Origin of the sequence: Bdellovibrio bacteriovorus, from assembly GCF_001592735.1 — a bacterium.
Lineage (GTDB): Bacteria > Bdellovibrionota > Bdellovibrionia > Bdellovibrionales > Bdellovibrionaceae > Bdellovibrio > Bdellovibrio bacteriovorus_D.
Genome location: NZ_LUKE01000004.1, coordinates 42,285 through 59,125, shown reverse-complemented (window position 1 = coordinate 59,125; position 16,841 = coordinate 42,285). Strand labels below are relative to the sequence as shown.

Genomic DNA, 16,841 nt, shown 5'->3' with positions numbered 1-16,841 from the left:
ACAGTCTTTTGCTTCTTGAGAAATAACATGTTTTAAGGGAAAGTGAGACTTTGCGAGGTTTATCATATGGCTGAAAAACAATTGATTTTAGCAAGCACATCTAAGTACAGATATGAGCTTCTTTCCCGATTGGCTTATAAATTCGAAGCCGTGGCCCCTTTAGCGGATGAGGAAAAAGAAAAAGACTTAAGCCTCGCCCCGCGCGCCTTGGCCGAAAAACTAGCTCGCATAAAGGCCGAAAGCCTCAAAGGCCCCGGAAAAGTCGTCATCGGTGGCGATCAATTGATTTCATTTGAAGGCCGCATCTTAGGCAAGTCGCACACGCCAGAAAAAGCCGTCAAAGAATTGATGTCCATGCAGGGAAAAACGCACGAACTGATTACGGCCATCTGCGTTTTTGACGGAGACAAAATGTACGCCCACACCGATGTCACGCGCATGACGATGAAAAAGCGCACCTTAGAACAAATCGAACGCTATGTGCAACTGGATGAACCCATGGACTGCGCGGGCAGCTATAAAGCTGAAAGCCATGGCATCATGCTTTTTGATAAAATTGAAACCGAAGATTTTACGGCGATTCAAGGTTTACCCTTGATCGCACTCAGTAAAATATTAGAGAATTTAAACCTATGAACGACACACAAAAAAAACTTTTCGATTTGGCCGTTAAAGCGCAAAAAAATTCTCACTCCCCTTATTCCCAAGCACGCATTGGAGCGGCGATCTTAATGGCCGACGGCAGTGTGCATGCGGGATGCAATGTCGAAAATGCATCTTACGGCGGCACCGTGTGTGCGGAGCGCGTGGCGATTTTTAAAGCCGTGAGCGAAGGCGCACAAAAACAGATTTCAGAAGTTTTGGTGGTGAGCACCGCCGATAAACCCTGGCCTCCGTGCGGTTTTTGCCGCCAAGTGATCGCAGAATTTGCCACAGAAAAAACCTTGATCCACACCGCTAACAACAAAGGAACGATCAAGACGTTCACGTTCCCGGAAATTTTCCCGGAGGCTTTTACTCCGAAGCATTTGGCCTAACGAACCTCGCAAGCGGTCGTTTGATTAAAATTTTCAGCCATTTTTAAAAGCTGAGTTGCAAAATTCGGATCTGAGGACCGAGTGCTATACGTGTAGGCTATCATGTTAGCCAAGGCGATGGGATAATTGTGTCGCAACGGCAACTTGGGCTCGGATCCATCCGTTTGCAAATAGCGGGTTGAAAAAAGGCGCTCTACGTACAACCAGTAATCTTTGCGGTAAGTATTTAGGGCCGACCTTAGGAAATCCTGCTCTGATTTGCAGGTTGCGACATCCATGTAATATCCTGCAGATGTTGGAAGGTTCAAATTTTCAACCCAGTAAAAGGCCGAAAAACCCAAAGACTTTAAATGCTCATTCACTATGTCAGCACTTAAATTTTCATCTAACAGCTTTAAGATCAAACGACGAGTTTTCACCGACGTTTCATGCGCAGAAGGACCTTGCAGAAAGTTGATTTGATCTTGCGCTTTACCCCAAGCATAAATCTCCTCATGAAGCTGCATCAAAACCAGACCCACGTTATCAAATCGGCCTACGATGTCAGAGTCGTACCACAACTGATCATCACGACGTATGACGGCCTGAAGCTCTTTGCAATACACTTTATCGATCTCGTTTTCTTTTAAAAATCCAGAATCCTGAACATCCATTAAGCCATATTCACTGGCAATACCACTTTGCTTTAGCCAGCCCAGCTTATTATGTATTAAAGAAACTTTCTCATAGGCCGCAGGCAAAGTTTTAAGCGAAGTGATCACTTTTGTATAAGCTTCCTCTGTAGACATTCTATTCAGTTGATCTAGCATGGCTTGGCGACCGCCGATCTTTTCAAGCAAATACTGCTCCAGGGGCTTCGCTGAAACGATAGCCGCACGACCTTCCGCGGTCATACGCCAAACCGCCGTAGCTCGGGGGGTTGATCCAGAGTTACCACTGCTAGAGCAACCTTTCGTGCAATCCTCTTCTTGACCAAAAGATTCTTTTACAACCGCCCTTTGCACGGGAATGCTAAAACAAACCAAGGCATCACCACCATGCCCTTCTTGACCTATGAAATCCCGTTTCCATCCTGTCAAAGAATCGTCTGAATCTGGAGCGGCATTGGCTTCCGGCTTGGCAGGCAAAAATGGTTTTAATTCGGAGCCTCCCCCACCCTGACAAGAAATCGTAAGAACTGAAATGAGCAGAAGGGCTATTGCATTATTCATGGTGACTCCTTAGTAAGTGAAAAAAACGAGAGGCTTAAATTATAGACATCATCGGGCTTCGTTTTTCGTGGACGCTCAAGATATTCACAAAGATCGCGACGAACTTGAGTTAATCTTTTTTTAACTTCCGGAATGTCCTCAGTGTGAATCGCCATACAAATAGATGTATGGTCTCTTTGACTGATATCTTCATTCCAAAGTGACTGACGGGCCTTGCTTAAAAGTTCATCCTGCATTTTTTTAAAGGCCAGGGCTGTAAATTCATTCTTCGTGGTGGTGTTTCCGCCAGAGGTCACACGCAGCTGGCCATGTATTTCTTCGAGCAACTCCAGGTCAATCAATCTTTCGATGGCACCTTTGGCTTGGTTGGCCGTAATCCCTAGACGAGCCCCGATCCATTCTGCATCATTTTTAAAATCTTGGACATGCGTCAGTTCAAGAATGGCATAATGAAACCAGTCCGAGATCAGTTTAAAGTATTCTAACTGAAGACCATGAAAATCCAGCTCGCCCTTGGTGGCACCCACGAAGTTTTTAAAGGAATTCATTTGTTCGGGTTCCAAATTCAGATGCGTGGAAACTTTTTTAAAAATCTCGTCTGTGATTCTTCTTTTGCCGTTCAGAATTTTACTTAAAAAAGACGGCGAAAGATCCAGAGATTTTGCAAAGCTCCTTAAGGAGTACGCCGGGTTTTTGCGACAGCGCAAAACCAACTCTTCCTGAAGATAATTTCTGAAATCCGAACTTCTTTGTTCCATGCAAAAAAGTATCGGAATTTGATCTTGGGATGGCAAGAGGTTTGTACACAAACTGTGTCCAACCCTTGGATACACATCCTTTAGGTGAAGTCAGCGAACCTAGGCTTACCGTAAACTCCTCGCCCTTATTTCCATCAATAGATTCGAATTAAGACTTCTCTCCCTGCGCTTACCAAGAAACATGGAGTTATAAATTTAACAACTTTGTTCTTGCCATGATTTTCTTATTCTTAAAATCCTCGATAATAAATGTTTTTGCGCTCTTCGCGATGGATCTCAAATGCAATTTTATCGGTTCACTATGGCTTTATAAACGTCTTTGCGGGTCTTTTGTAAATATCTTACTTAGGCCAAATGCCTCAGAAAAAACCTTAAAAGTCGAGTTTTAAAAGTGATGTTATAACTCTGGCAAAGAGGAAATATCATGACAACGGAATCAACTATGAAGGCAGACTTAAGGCATCTTTCAAACTCGGATCTTGTTTTAAGTTTAAAACGCCTTGCCAAGGCAGAGCGAAAAATCACTCATTTGGTTTTGTTGCATATTATTGAAGTGGAAAATCGCAAGCTGCATTTGCAGTTGGGGTATGATCGCATTTTTTCTTACTTAACTAAAGAACTGGGGTATTCCGAATACAGCGCCTATGAACGCAGGAACTTTTAAGTCATGTTTGTCCCAGCGGCTCCTGGTCAGAGGTGATTACCACTTTGGCAAAGAAAATAAATCAAAGCAAGTTGGGGAAAAATACGTTCGGAATTAAAAATTTGGAATTGGGAGAAGCGATAAATAATAACCCCTTGGCGACGCAAAGCTTCTTGGTAAGCTCAGAACAGAAGACCGCGGGGAGTCGCAAGCAGGATAACAAGGATGTTCGAGATAGAAATAAAATCATGCAACCATACCGGCCCTATATTTCGGTAAAAACCAAGCGCTTGCTTTTATCTAAGGCCCAATACCAATGTGAACATCATCATCCCCACGCCGGTCGATGTCGCTCTAAGTATCAATTGCAGGTGGATCATATTCAACCTTTGTCCGCAGGTGGCGACCAGAAGATTTCGAACCTGCGAATTTTATGTGGGGTTCACAACCGCGCTCGAAACTAAAATTTTAATTCAAGGCGCTGATCAGCTTTCCGGACATCACCGGCTTGCAACTAGCTTTAGCAACAAGATCTGATTCCAGAATCATCTTGAACGATTCATTTTTGCAAGTTTTAACGGAATAACCTTTAAGCATTTCATCACTTAGGTCGCCTTTAAGAGTCTTTTCTGAAGCGCATTGATGAGTGACGTACTGATTATATCCCGCACAAGTTGCGTCTGCGGCAAAAGCACTGAGCGGAAGTACCAAAAGAGTGGCCAGATTAGCGATGACTAGTTTAAGCATGTAAGCTCCATTTATTAGTTATGCGAAAGACGGTTGCAGTTCGCATGCCTAGGTAAACGGAGCCCCAATTTGATATAGAATATTCATGACCGTCAAAATTTTAAACAGCTACAAATTTTGCGCCAGGGGCTAAGGCCACAGATCAGAGCAACCACAGGTCCTTATCTAAGCGAATGACCCAAATAAAGCTCAAAGTCACTGCGCGATCTTTCTAGATCGCTGTATAGGTCGCGGGCTAATTTCTGATGAACCTTCCACTGAGCACCGGATTCTTTATCCAAAACCTCGATGGTTTGTTTTAAGGCTTCAAGTGCCAACTTTTTTTGAACTTGATCTAACTCCCCTGCTGGGGCTTTGCCATTTTCAACATTGAAATAAGCACGAATACCGTAATGATCAGAAAGTGGTTTTTTCGGTGAACCTTTTAAGTTCACTTCAGCGGAAGCAAGTTTTAGCGATGTCTCGGCTGTGCCCGCATTCGAATAAAAGATATAGTCAAACACATGATCTGAAGGCAACCAGCTTAAAGGATTGGCTTTACAATAGGTGCAAAAGTCCGCGGGATAATTGCCATTTGTAAAACTCTCTGCCATGGCGTCTTTCAACCCGACGACACTCATCAGCAGTTTTCTTTCCAAATCTTGCGGATCCGAATTGAAATCGCCAGATAAAAGCATTTTCAAGTTTTGGTTTTGTAAACGCCAACGCAATAAATCCAAAATTTGGGTCAGGCGCACCGCCTGGGAAGAAGGATGAAGATGCGTATTGATGATATAAAACTCTTCATCAATCGCTGGAAGTTTTACGCGCAAGACATGGAAAGCCTTATCAACACTCGCCACACTGCGGGCGCGATCTAAGACTGATCCGGAATTGTTCACCGCAAACGTAAAGGTCTCGCGCGAAAGAATATCCCCCATCACCAAATCCATAATACCGATGCGTGAGTCACGATTCGGTGAGCTGAAGCTGTAGTGGTCCTTCAACGAATTTTCGATATGATCGATGTGGGACTCCATCCAAACTTCTTGCAACTGAACGATGTCACATTTGGGGCGCGCTTTGAGATGTCCCAAAATTCCTTGAGTGCGCTCCGTCCGGCCCGAAGCATAAAGCGGTCCGTAAGCATTGAAGTTTTGAAAACAGAATTGCGGCGGGAGGCTTGAATTTTCCCAATAAGAGGTCGCAAAAGCCGTTTGCGCGGAAAGGGCCACAAAAGAAACCACCAAGAACCCAAAAGCCATGATTTTTAAGAATCTTGTTTTCATGGGGGTGTTTGTACTTGAGGTTCCCCCTTAAGTAGCTAAAAAACCTCGGCCCCTGGAAAGATTTCCATTGGCAGGGTCAAATTTCGAGCGTTCGGTTCTGCCCTAAATCGTGGATTTCAATGCGAGAGATAAAGCTGCCCGAGTCTATTTTATGGCCTTTTAACGGCTCTAATTGCGATATAAGAGCTTCGGCCTCTAAAGCCATCAACGGTTTTAGCAGTTTAAAGCTTTCGTGAGAATAGTCGGCAAGACTTCCCGCTTTGTGCTGCCAATAGATTCGGACCTTTAAAAGACGGGCCGGCGCTTGCGGCGGCAGGATTTCGATGAAATGGGAGTGAAAGAATTCAAGCTCTTCCGGGGATTTCACCGGCACTCGGAAGTTTGAAAAACCGAAGCCCCTTTCTTCGCGAAACTGCAGGCTGGAGAGTTGAATGGGGCCCGAAGACTCCCCGGCCAGCGTCGGATCTTTGACGGCTTTGATTTGGTCTTTTAAAAACTGCGCGGACTCATTATAAATTTCGGCAAAAACGAGATTCAGGCTTTCAGTGGGGGCTTCAAAGGTTTGGGCTTCCAAGTGTTCTTTAAGAGCGGCAAGCAATGTGTCTATGATGGGCAAATTGACGGTCATCCCTGACAGAGGTTTGACCTCTGCCGTAACTCCTACCGCCACATGAAAATGAAAACCCCGTCGATGTGACAGGGTTTTCTGGATTTTTATTGAAATAGGAATCTCACGAACAAATTGCAACATTAGTTCAATTGCAAAGCGTCAGTGTTCATTGTGACGTGAGATTTAGAGCGGAAGAAGTTCATCCACGCATCGACCATGCCGTCCCCACGACGTTTTTGAATCATTTCAACAGCCATGGCCTCAAGAGGTTTTGCTTCTTCCATTTTGCTGTCTTTTAATTTCAAAACGTATTTTGAATTGCCATCACGAACCAAGCGTTTCAAAAGAGGCTCTGACTTTTTAAGATCAAAGATCGCTTCTTGCGCCACAGAGCTTGTGATCTTTGGGAAATTTTCAGCCGTCAATTCCGTCATACCGGTTTCATCCCAAGTTGCTTTAAGGTCTTTCAGCTGAGCATTGACAGCCGCTTCATCACCCTTGTTCAAAGCTTCGTCCAAAGCTTTGATCGCCGCTTCGGCTTTTTCTTTGCCTAAAGCTTTTGTGGCGGCTTCTTCGTCCACTTTTGCGAACGCGACATTCATTTTAGCGGAACGCATTTTTTGCAAGACGTTCATCTCTGCATCCGTGATGCGTGAAGAAAGCTCAAAAAGATAGCGAGTGCGCACATTCGCCACGTCTTTACGAACTTTGTCCTCAAATTTTCCCGGAGACATATGAGTTGATTCTAAATAACGATTGTAAAATTCACGTTGAAAGCGACCGTCTTGCTGAAAAAATGGGATGTCTTTCACGATAAAATCACGCACCTCAGCGTCTGTCGTCATAATGCCATCTTTTTGCGCACCTTGAGAAACGAGCTCCATACGCACGAGGTTTTCCAACGCTTGTTGGCGCAGAAGTTGACGCTGAGAGCTAAAATCCATCTGACTGCCAAAGAGATTTTGGTAGTACTGTTGAATGCGGTTTTCTTCTTGCTGGAAGTCCGCGACCGAAATCAACGTGTTATTTACTCGAGCGACAGAACCAACACTCGCTCCCATATGTGACGGCAAACCGAAAAATACGAATACCATGATGATCGCTCCGAAGAGGATAATAGCCGTCACGCTCTTTGCGGAAAGCTTTCTTTTCATCTTATCTGCCATGCTGTCGCTCATAAATGCCCTTCCTTGTCCTACACTGATTTTTAAGTCGGAAATCATTACCTTACGAATTTCTTATTTTTTCAAGGGGAAATTGTTGAAATCTTTGAGCCTTTTGGTAGCGTTGAGAAAATGAAATGATTGGTTAGTAAATCGCATCGCGCCATAGGTGCCTAAAAATGCGAAAATCCAACGAGGGTACTTTTGAATTTCTTCAACTTTGATCTCAAAAAAATCATCATGATCGGCATTGTGCTCGCTTTGCCTCTGATCTCTATCAACATGCAACAGCGTCCTCAAGAGTCCAACTGGTTGGTGAAACCTTTTGCCCTTTTAGGCAGCGGGATTTCCCAAACCTTCTATGGATTCAGCCATGGAGTCACTGAAACCACGGCGATGTACGTGAATTTGATCAATATCAAAAAAAATAGCGAGCAGTTGCAAAGTACGAACAACGAACTGCAAGCACGCTTAGAAAAAATGAACGAACTGACAAACGAAAATGATCGTTTGCGCGGACTTTTAAGCTTCAAAGAGCAAACCAAAATGAAATTGGTCGCAGCCCAAGTCATCGGCCGCGACTTAGTGATTGATCACAACACTGTCACGATTAACAAAGGAACGACCGACGGTTTGACTGCGGGCCAAGCGGTTATCACGACGGGTGGTGTTTTAGGCTATATCTTTAAGCCCGAACCTTACACTGCTCACGTGATGTTGATCACAGACCGTTATGCGGTTGTCGATGGCATCGTTCAGCGCACGCGCGCTCATGGGATCGTTGAAGGTAAAAGCCAAAATGGTTGCACATTGAAATATGTCGAAAAAACAGAAGATGTGAAAGAAGGCGATCTTGTGGTGACGGGCGGCCTGGACAACATTTTCCCGAAGGGTTTCCCTGTGGCGATTGTTGAATCGGTTGAAAGAAAAACATTCAGCGTTTCGTTGAAAGTTGACTTGCGTCCGGTCGTAGATCCCTACAAAGTGGAAGAAGTTTTTGTCGTGAACCAGGCGTCTAACGAAGATTTCGGCAATCGCTTTGCGCCCCCCCAAGCCGAAAATAACGAAGCCGGAGCTGATACCACAGTAGCAGCGGTTGCGACGACACCCGCTCCCGCCGCAAGTCCCTCGCCGTCTCCCACCGTGACGGCAACTCCGAAGCCTAAACCGGCAACGACCCCTGCGATACCCCCCTCACCCGCTCCGTCTCCAAGCGCTCAAGGGGCTGCGCAGTGAAAATTCGTTGGAATACTCTTTTAAACTTTCTGATCATGTTGGCGGTTTTAATGACCGTCGCCGGATTTCAGACAACCTTCTGGTTTCAAGTCTTCGGACATGTGCCAGCACCCATGTTATGGCTGAACCTTATTGTGTACGTGATTCTTTACCGCCGCCCTAGCCAAGCCATCACTTGGATTTATGCGATGGGATTTGTTTTATTGGCGTTCACCGCGATGCCATTAAAAATGATGTGGTTCAGCCTTTTGATTCTTTTCCTTTTAGTTTACGGGGTTAAGTCCCGCGTTTTCTGGAGTGGTTCAGGATATTATACGATCATGTGTACGTTTTCGGCCGTGGCCTATCACGTCCTGTTTTTGTTGATCTCTTGGGTTTTAGAAAAAAACATGGCGAGCTTTGAAATCGTGGATCGGTTAGTGCAAATCGTTTTAACTCCGTCATTTGCCTTCCCTGTTTACTGGATCTTAGCGAAAATTGATAAGCTCACCCAAAATGAAATGCTTCAAGAATCAGGAGGGCTGGAACTATGAGTACTTATGTCAGCAATCCTGATGAAGCTAAGGAATATCTAAGCCGTTACAAGCTCTTCTATATAATGATCGCTTTTGCCATGACTATCTTCACGATGCGTTTATGGTATCTACAAGTGATCTCGGGGAATGAATTGCGTGAATTCTCGGAAAAAAATCGTATTAAGCAAAACAAAATCACCGCTCCACGCGGCTTGATGCTAGATCGTGACGGCAAGGTTCTGGTAGAAAATCTACCAGGCTTTGAGGCGATCTTAACACCTCAATACATTGAAAATCTAGAAGCCTTGTCTAAAACCGTGGCCCCGGTTCTGAGTATGGATCCCGAAAAGCTTATGCAAAAAGTCCAAAAGAGCCGCCGTCAAAACGGTCCTTTTGCGCAGATTCGTCTTAAAGAAAACTTAAGCCGCGAAGAAGTGTTTCGTCTTAAGCGCATGCGCCTAGATACTCCGGGACTTGAGATCCGTGAATCTATCATCCGTTATTACCCACTCAAAGAAGATGGCGCCCAGTTATTCGGGTATGTGGCCGAAATTTCTAAACGTCAGATTCCGATTTTAAATGAACTTTATAAAGGCTCTTTGAGCTTTGAACAAGGTGACGTGATCGGAAAAAGCGGCTTAGAAGAAACTTTAGAGCGCGACATCCGCGGCACTGACGGTGTCAGCTTTATCCAGGTCGATGCCCATGGTCGCGAGACTGTCACGCAAACACCCAATATTTATGGTGAACAAATTCGGGACCAAGTTCCTATTCACGGGAACAACGCCGTCTTAACTATTGACCGCGAGATTCAAGAAGCCGCTTATAAATCATTTAAAAACTTAAACCGCATTGGCGCGGTTGTGGCGATGAAAACCAATGGCGAAGTGTTAGCTTGGGTGAGCGCGCCTTCTTTTGATCCGAATGAGTTTTCGACCGGTATTTCGGGCGGAACTTGGTCAAAGCTTATCAATGATCCGTTTAAGCCTTTACGTAATAAAGTCATTCAAGACCACAATGCTCCGGGTTCGACTTTCAAACCTTTGGTGGCTGTCGCCGCTTTAAATGAAAAAGTCATTACGCCAACCACGATCGTCAGTGCCCCCGGGGTTTTCTTCTTTGGCCGACGTCCCTACCATGATCACTTAAAAGGCGGTCACGGTAACATCACGGTGTTTGAAGCTTTAGAGCGTTCGTCGAACGTGTTCTTCTATAAAATGGGTATCGCCTTGGGTGTAGATAAAATGTATGACTACATCCACCTTTTAGGTATCGGTCAAAAAACGGGTATCGAGCTTGCGCGTGAGGTTTCCGGCACAATGCCAAACTCGGCGTGGAAAAAAGCCACCGTGGGTGAAGAATGGCAACCGGGTGAAAACTTAAGTACGGCGATTGGACAGGGTTTCGTGAACGTCACTCCGTTGTCTATGGCCGTGGCTTATAATGCCATCGGCACCGAAGGCAAAGTCGTCCGTCCATTCTTAGTCCGTAAAGTCATCGATCAAGATGGAAAAGTTTTGCGCGAAAACTTCCCGCAAGTGGTGCGCGATCTGCAACAAATGCAACCTAACGGCGTGCAAATCACTCCGCAAACTTTCAAAACAGTCAAAGAAGGTATGCGTCGCGTGGCTAACGGCAGCCGGGGTACCGCTCAACGATATAAAGTTCCGGGTGTCGAGATGGCTGGTAAAACAGGAACTGCTCAAGTCATGGGCTTTTCGGCCGACCAGATCTATGTGAAGTGCGAAGGCCGTCCGATCCATATGCGCCATCATGGTTGGTTTGTGGCCTTTGCTCCGGCAGAAAATCCAGAGATCACCATTGCGGCATTGGCTGAACACTCGTGCCATGGTGCTTCGGGGGCGGCTCCGATTGTGCGCGATATCGTGCAAGCTTACTTTGAAAAATATCACCCCGAGGTTATTGAAAATGCGCTTAAAGCTAAAGGCTTAAAAAAAGCGGAAGCCCCGACGGCGCCTCCACCTCAAGAGTCGGAAGGAGAGTAAAGTGTTAACTGCCTTGCACGTTGAAGAACGAACACTTTTTAAAAAATTAGATATCAACTTGATCATTGTGATCTTTGCTTTGAATGTTATCGGCTTAATCAACCTGTACAGTGCCACTCACGGTCCGACATCGACAGACGTGGCTTCGCTGTTCATTCAACAAATTGTATGGCTGGCGGCGGGCTGGTCCATTTTCTTGTTAGTGACCATCGTTGATTATTCCATCGTCAGCCGAATTGCGTTGGTGATTTATGGTTTAAATCTTTTAGCCATTCTGTACGTGACCTTCTTTGGTAAGGTCGCTCTGGGGGCGCAACGCTGGATTGATTTAGGCTTCTTTCGGTATCAACCGTCAGAGACGATGAAACTGGCTTTGATTATGTTGATGGCAAAAATTCTTTCCACTCGCAGCACGCATGGCCCCGGCATGGGCTTTAAAGAAATGTGGCTGCCATTATTGGCCTTGTTAATTCCCTTCGGCTTAGTCGTAGAACAACCCGATCTAGGAACCGCGATGATGTTAGCCGCCATCGGGGGCTCGATGCTTATTTTTGCCAAGATCCGAAAAAGCATCTTGGCAAGCTGTATTGTCCTTGGAATTATCGCGATCCCGGTGGCGTGGAAGTTCGTATTGCATGATTACCAAAAAAATCGCGTTTTTACTTTCCTAAGTCCGGCAAGTGATCCAAGAGGAACTGGTTACAACAGCATCCAATCAAAAATCGCCGTAGGTTCCGGCCGCTTTTTCGGCAAAGGCTTTATGATGGGAACTCAATCTCAACTAGAGTTCTTACCAGAGCGTCACACGGACTTTATTTTTTCGGTACTAAGTGAAGAACATGGTTTTGTTGGTTCACTCGCCGTCATCGGACTCTTCGCCTTTTTATTTATCACAGGAATCAGAATCGCCTCTAACGCCAGGGACAAGTTTGGCGCCCTGCTGACGGTGGGGGTCCTCTGCTATATCTTCTGGCATATGTTTATCAATATCGGCATGGTTATCGGACTCCTTCCCATCGTCGGTGTCCCTTTACCACTGCTTAGTTACGGGGGATCGGGCATGATCACAACCATGGCCGGAATGGGCCTAGTCTCCTCCGTCGCCTATCGTCGCTACTTGTTCTAAAATTCTTGGAACCCGGGAGATGCTTGGTCACCAAGGACGGCTTTTTTCCTAGGAATGGGTAAAGCCGTCAGCTTCGTGGCACGCCATCCGGGCTCATCGTCGCCACCCTTCGGGTGGTTCGCGCATCCATGCGCCGACGAAGGCCACTTCGTGATCGACTTTACCCATTCCTAGGAAAAAAGCCTCTTGCTAACTTCTCATGCTCCTGCCTTCTGCGGAGTTTAGATCAAATAATTTTTCGCTAACGCCTTCAAAGATCTTTTTGAGCCCTCTGCGCTGTTTGAAGTTAGATACGTCATTCGAACTAGATTTTTTCTTTGCAAAGGCTGCTTAGCTTCTTGTGCGGCAGGGCCTTTGCCGGCGCCACGATGGCGCGAACCGTGGCTTTCAGCCACGGCGGCAACTGAGCCTGGAAGGCGCGCCCAGAGCACGAGAAGCTAAGCAGCCTTTGCAAAGAAAAAATCCAGCGTTCGAAGCCCGTTCCCAGACAAGACGTCTCAAGATGAGAAGATGCCCGAAAGTGACTCACTAGTTTTCAGTCAGTGACTAAACTCTGGTAGACACCTGTTCGGCCAACTCGAATGGATAGCTTTTATCCCGCGCTCCAATCTAAGACCTGAAAGATCCCGCATAGTTAGTCCGTCGGCACGACCATTGAACTATTTGGTTGGTAACAGGAGGTCGCGGATATGAAAACGAAACATCTCAAAATCGGACTTGCGCTTATCACCGCAACACTCACCATGGCTCTTTTTAATAACTTCAACTTTGTCTCTTTCAAGTTTCCAGCGGTGCTTGAGAGTGTTCTAGAGTCAGCCCGGGTTTCCCATGCTAAAGAGCTTTTAGGAAAGAAATATTCCGGCAGCGACGCGGAAAAAATGGGAGGCCAAAAAGCTCTCAACTTGATGATTCAAAAGAAAATTCAAAGCTCGCTCGGGCCTAAATATAAAGCTCAAGCACGCGCGATTGCTCGCACCGTTATTGCGGAAAGTGCGAAATATGAACTGGATCCCGTGTTTGTCTTAGCGGTGATTGCGACTGAATCTAAGTTCAATCCCGAAGCCATTGGCAGCGTGGGTGAAATCGGTTTAATGCAAATCCGTCCTGAAACAGCTAAGTGGATGGCGCAAAAAATCGGCATGAAATGGAAGGGCAAAGAGTCTTTGAAAAACCCTACCGTGAACATCAAATTAGGTACGGCTTACATGGATTACTTGCGTAACAAGTTCACTAGCAAACCAGCTCGCTATGTGAGTGCTTACAATATGGGTCCATTAAACGTGCGCCGCTTGGTTGCTAAAAATGTTGTCCCTGCCGAATACAATTCGAAGGTGATGAAAAACTATAAAGATCTTTATGCTAAGATTGCGGATAAAGCGCCGCGCATGGTGGCGACAAACTAAACTCAAATAAAATAAAAAAAGGGAATCTTCACAGATTCCCTTTTTCATTAGAATTTTCTAGTCAAAAACTATACGTTCTTGTTTAAGAAATCCAAGATCGCGTCTTTGGGATGATTTCCCACCAATTGACCAATCTCACTGCCACCTTTGAAAAGCAACATCGCCGGAATTCCACGGATGCCGTACTTGCCTGGTGTCCCTGGATTCTCATCCACGTTCACTTTTACGATTCTAACTTTGCCACCCAACTCTTGAGCGACTTCTTCTAGTTTTGGAGCCAGTGCACGACAAGGTCCGCACCACTCAGCCCAAAAATCGACTAGTACTGGAGTTGATGAATTAAGAACTTCTGTTTCAAAAGAGCTGTCAGTAACAGCTGTTGTATTAACGCCCATAAGGCCTCCGTAATCTTCCCTTAATTTGAACATCAAAACCGGACTCGTCAAGGTCCCAGTCGATCAATCACTTTTTAAAAAGAGCCTTCGTAAACTCGCGACGTAACTTATCGAGTTCGTTCAGGTTTTCAGCATCCCATTCTGCAGCCATTTGCTTCTGACGCCGCCGTGCCTCAACCCGGGACACCGTACTTTTTGGAGCGACCTTCACATCCGCCACCAGGGCAGCATACTTTTCCATGCGATTTTTGAGTGCTTTTTCAGCAGAAGCCAGCTCTCGTTGCGCTTTGGCTTGAAGATCTTTAAGCTCCCTCGCCTCGCTCGTCACTACCGCCGAATCAATGCTCTCTGGAGGCCCACCGCGCACAACCTCACCATCAATAAGGTCTTCTAAAGTCATATCATTCACGGACACATCTTCAAGCGACTCTGGAGGCTCGGTGATCCCAGCGGCAGGTTCAAACTCGCCCTCGGCCGAAGCTCGCAGTTCTGCAGGCGCTTCGGGGACGACAGGCTTTTCTAATTCTTGGGGCTCAATGCGCTCCATTTCGGGAGTTCCGCCGCCCAAGAGCTCTTTTTCCAAAGCCTTTAAATCGACGTCGGCAAAAAGGCTGGAAGATTTTTCGTCCGTGGTTTTGCGGGCGCCTCCCGAAGCGGCGTCGGACATCCGATCCCCAAATTTAAAGGAGACTTTGCGCTTTTCTTCGGGCTCTTGATTGTCGAATGAAAAATTAACGCCGTCTTCCGAACCGATTTTTTCAGAACGCATCGAACGTTCTTCTGAATTTTTATCCACCTCTTCCGTGCGACCCTTGATATAAATCGCTTCGGATTCAAGGTTGAATTTGCCGCCCACCGACGTCGCCGACGACGAAGCTTTTTTTTCAGACTCGGTTGTGGAGTTTTTATTTAAACGCTCTAGCAGCACAGCTTCATCGTGATTGAGCAACTTGCCGATCACTTGAATGAGGCGCAGTGCGGGAACCGGAGCTTCCAACATCATGTCAACGCGGATGCGAATAAGATCTTGAGGTTCAGGTTTAAATTTTGCGGGAAAAATGAGAACGGATTTTCCCTGCCACCGATGCATTTCTTTAAGACGTTTACCAACGCCTAAAGAGTTGACCTTGCCACCGCGGCCCGAACCCACGACAAGATCCGGATTGAAGGCTAAAACTTGTTCCGCCACAGTGTATTCATTGGTAAGACCGATCACATCAAAACCGACTTTTTTCAACGTGCTTTCCACGTTCATCAGATCTGCATAATCTTCGTACACCAAGAGGATTTTGTTCATTAATCTTATTCTCGAACAAGCAAGGGGCAGCGTCAATCCGAGGTCCTGGACAATGGAAGAGATGACACCTTTGTCGTCCCGGTTTAGACTGGGGCTCGGGACTCGTGCACCAGGAGACAGTTTTTTGAGCATTTTTAACGGTAAAAAAGCAGTTCAGTACATTTTCTTTGAGATGCTTCCAAGTTTCATCCTGGGACTTTTGGTTTTTATTTCAATCATCCTCATGTTTCAGGTCCTCCGCCTGACGGAGTTCGCTTTAGTTCACGGCGTCGCCATCAAAGTCATCGCCCAAATTATTGGGTTTGTGATCATCTCTTTGCTGCCCGTCCTGTTTCCGATGGCCCTCTTATTCTCAGTACTACTAACTTATGGGCGCTTAAGTCAGGATTCAGAGATTGTTGCTATGAAGGCGTCCGGATTACCAATGGGAACCTTGCTTTTACCCGCCTTGGTATTAGCCACCTTGGTCGGGATTATTTCAGCTCAAATGTCGTTTAACATCGCCCCTTGGGGGAACCGGCAATTCGAGGTTTTATATTCTCGTTTAGCAAGCACCAAGGCCGGAGCCGTTATTAAAGAAGGTACTTTTTCAGACAGTTTTTTTAATATGGTTGTTTATGCCAACAAGGTGGACTCCAACAAAGGCCAATTAGAAAAAGTATTTATTTACGATGAAAAATCTGGCGACGTTCCACTCACCATCATCGCGAAAGAAGGCGAGATCATTCCCGACCCGGTGAACCCTGGTCATGAAGTTTTATTGCGTTTAAAAAGTGGCGAAATTCATCGCCAAGCCCAAAATCACACCAAGATCAGTTTTGACACCTATGACGTGCGCTTTTCAACGCCGCTAAATATTCAAGAACGTGAAAAATCACCTCAATCTTTGACTCTGCAAGAAGTTCGCGGCCGACTCAAAGAAGATCTTAGCAAAGATCCAGAGTTAGAGCGCACCTTGCGCACGGAGTTTCATAAACGCATTGCGATCACCGTTTTATGTTTAGTCTTTGCGATGATTGGTGTGGGATTAGGAACGACCACCAACCGCCGCGCCGCTAAAGCCGGAGGCATGATTCTTTGTATCGGTTTAATTATCTTTTACTGGGTTCTGTATATCGCGGCGGAAGGCATGGCTCGCGGAGGATCAGCTCCTGTTGCGCTTGCGATCTGGGCACCGAATGTTATTTTTGCGATTTTAGGTGTGCGAGCTTTGCAAAAGAATTGGAACTAAAACAGAGCGATGTAGCAGCGTCCATACTACCACGGTCATCCTTGACCACATCGCCCCTCCCTAGAGCAAATGGTAGAGACAATCTTTAGGCCAGGCAAAAGATTTTTTCAGGTGATTTCATTTTTTCCTTTGAAGTTTTGGCAGTTTAGAAAGCTCACTACCCCTAGTGTTGGCACTCTAAGGTCCCCACTATAG

General features: G+C 45.9%; 19 protein-coding genes. 10 read left to right on the top strand and 9 right to left on the bottom strand.

Annotated features, from left to right (window positions below; genetic code table 11):
- Positions 1 to 66: 66 nt before the first annotated feature.
- Complete coding sequence (locus AZI86_RS15380; RefSeq protein WP_061836176.1) at positions 67 to 636, top strand: Maf family protein; 570 nt, start codon at positions 67 to 69, stop codon at positions 634 to 636.
- Positions 633 to 1,037 (top strand): cytidine deaminase, encoded by a 405-nt coding sequence (gene cdd / locus AZI86_RS15375; protein ID WP_061836175.1) that lies wholly within the window; start codon positions 633 to 635, stop codon positions 1,035 to 1,037. The genes AZI86_RS15380 and cdd overlap by 4 nt, the downstream gene beginning before the upstream one ends.
- Here the strand turns inward: cdd and AZI86_RS15370 are convergent.
- Positions 1,034 to 2,248, bottom strand: a complete 1,215-nt coding sequence (locus AZI86_RS15370; protein WP_061836174.1) for a hypothetical protein — start codon at positions 2,246 to 2,248, stop codon at positions 1,034 to 1,036. The genes cdd and AZI86_RS15370 overlap by 4 nt on opposite strands.
- Positions 2,245 to 3,006: a TIGR02147 family protein gene (locus AZI86_RS15365; RefSeq protein ID WP_061836173.1), complete on the bottom strand. Its 762-nt coding sequence runs from the start codon at positions 3,004 to 3,006 to the stop codon at positions 2,245 to 2,247. The genes AZI86_RS15370 and AZI86_RS15365 overlap by 4 nt, the downstream gene beginning before the upstream one ends.
- A gap of 424 nt (positions 3,007 to 3,430) precedes the next feature.
- On the opposite strand from AZI86_RS15365, the gene AZI86_RS15360 reads away from it, so the two are divergent.
- Both AZI86_RS15360 and AZI86_RS19260 read left to right on the top strand, forming a co-directional pair.
- Positions 3,431 to 3,670 (top strand): hypothetical protein, encoded by a 240-nt coding sequence (locus AZI86_RS15360; RefSeq protein WP_061836172.1) that lies wholly within the window; start codon positions 3,431 to 3,433, stop codon positions 3,668 to 3,670.
- A gap of 227 nt (positions 3,671 to 3,897) precedes the next feature.
- Complete coding sequence (locus AZI86_RS19260; protein ID WP_157684727.1) at positions 3,898 to 4,113, top strand: HNH endonuclease; 216 nt, start codon at positions 3,898 to 3,900, stop codon at positions 4,111 to 4,113.
- A gap of 4 nt (positions 4,114 to 4,117) precedes the next feature.
- On the opposite strand, the gene AZI86_RS15350 is transcribed toward AZI86_RS19260, so the two are convergent.
- The 4 genes from AZI86_RS15350 to AZI86_RS15335 form a co-directional block, all read right to left on the bottom strand.
- Complete coding sequence (locus AZI86_RS15350) at positions 4,118 to 4,396, bottom strand: hypothetical protein (protein ID WP_061836170.1); 279 nt, start codon at positions 4,394 to 4,396, stop codon at positions 4,118 to 4,120.
- 161 nt (positions 4,397 to 4,557) lie between these two features.
- Positions 4,558 to 5,664 carry an endonuclease/exonuclease/phosphatase family protein gene (locus AZI86_RS15345; protein ID WP_061836169.1) on the bottom strand — a complete coding sequence of 369 codons (1,107 nt, stop codon included), beginning with the start codon at positions 5,662 to 5,664 and terminating at the stop codon, positions 4,558 to 4,560.
- Between the two features lie 76 nt (positions 5,665 to 5,740).
- Positions 5,741 to 6,415, bottom strand: a complete 675-nt coding sequence (locus tag AZI86_RS15340) for a hypothetical protein (RefSeq protein ID WP_157684726.1) — start codon at positions 6,413 to 6,415, stop codon at positions 5,741 to 5,743.
- Complete coding sequence (locus tag AZI86_RS15335) at positions 6,415 to 7,452, bottom strand: SurA N-terminal domain-containing protein (RefSeq protein ID WP_061836167.1); 1,038 nt, start codon at positions 7,450 to 7,452, stop codon at positions 6,415 to 6,417. Before AZI86_RS15335 ends, AZI86_RS15340 begins: the two co-directional genes overlap by 1 nt.
- 189 nt (positions 7,453 to 7,641) lie before the next feature.
- On the opposite strand from AZI86_RS15335, the gene mreC reads away from it, so the two are divergent.
- From mreC to rodA, 4 genes are read left to right on the top strand one after another with little or no spacing between them, the layout of a single operon-like run.
- The gene (gene mreC, locus AZI86_RS15330; RefSeq protein WP_061836166.1) at positions 7,642 to 8,673 is read left to right on the top strand and encodes a rod shape-determining protein MreC; all 1,032 of its coding nucleotides are present in this window, start codon (positions 7,642 to 7,644) and stop codon (positions 8,671 to 8,673) included.
- Complete coding sequence (locus tag AZI86_RS15325; RefSeq protein ID WP_061836165.1) at positions 8,670 to 9,206, top strand: hypothetical protein; 537 nt, start codon at positions 8,670 to 8,672, stop codon at positions 9,204 to 9,206. Before mreC ends, AZI86_RS15325 begins: the two co-directional genes overlap by 4 nt.
- Positions 9,203 to 11,194 carry a penicillin-binding protein 2 gene (gene mrdA, locus AZI86_RS15320; protein ID WP_061836164.1) on the top strand — a complete coding sequence of 664 codons (1,992 nt, stop codon included), beginning with the start codon at positions 9,203 to 9,205 and terminating at the stop codon, positions 11,192 to 11,194. The genes AZI86_RS15325 and mrdA overlap by 4 nt, the downstream gene beginning before the upstream one ends.
- Position 11,195: 1 nt before the next feature.
- Positions 11,196 to 12,320, top strand: a complete 1,125-nt coding sequence (gene rodA / locus AZI86_RS15315; RefSeq protein ID WP_061836163.1) for a rod shape-determining protein RodA — start codon at positions 11,196 to 11,198, stop codon at positions 12,318 to 12,320.
- A 221-nt stretch (positions 12,321 to 12,541) separates the two neighbouring features.
- On the opposite strand, the gene AZI86_RS15310 is transcribed toward rodA, so the two are convergent.
- A complete protein-coding gene (locus tag AZI86_RS15310) occupies positions 12,542 to 12,715 on the bottom strand; it encodes a hypothetical protein (RefSeq protein WP_157684725.1) in 174 nt (57 codons plus the stop codon).
- Positions 12,716 to 13,009: 294 nt separating this feature from the next.
- Here AZI86_RS15310 and AZI86_RS15305 point away from each other — a divergent pair, with 294 nt between their 5' ends.
- Entirely contained in the window at positions 13,010 to 13,723 is a 714-nt protein-coding gene (locus AZI86_RS15305; protein WP_061836161.1) for a lytic transglycosylase domain-containing protein, read from the top strand.
- Between the two features lie 68 nt (positions 13,724 to 13,791).
- Here the strand turns inward: AZI86_RS15305 and trxA are convergent, their stop codons facing one another.
- Positions 13,792 to 14,118, bottom strand: coding sequence for a thioredoxin (trxA, locus tag AZI86_RS15300; protein WP_061836160.1), 327 nt, complete (start codon positions 14,116 to 14,118; stop codon positions 13,792 to 13,794).
- A 67-nt stretch (positions 14,119 to 14,185) separates the two neighbouring features.
- Positions 14,186 to 15,415, bottom strand: a complete 1,230-nt coding sequence (locus AZI86_RS15295; protein ID WP_061836159.1) for a hypothetical protein — start codon at positions 15,413 to 15,415, stop codon at positions 14,186 to 14,188.
- A 124-nt stretch (positions 15,416 to 15,539) separates the two neighbouring features.
- On the opposite strand from AZI86_RS15295, the gene lptF reads away from it, so the two are divergent.
- The gene (gene lptF / locus AZI86_RS15290; protein ID WP_061836158.1) at positions 15,540 to 16,646 is read left to right on the top strand and encodes an LPS export ABC transporter permease LptF; all 1,107 of its coding nucleotides are present in this window, start codon (positions 15,540 to 15,542) and stop codon (positions 16,644 to 16,646) included.
- Positions 16,647 to 16,841 lie beyond the last annotated feature (195 nt).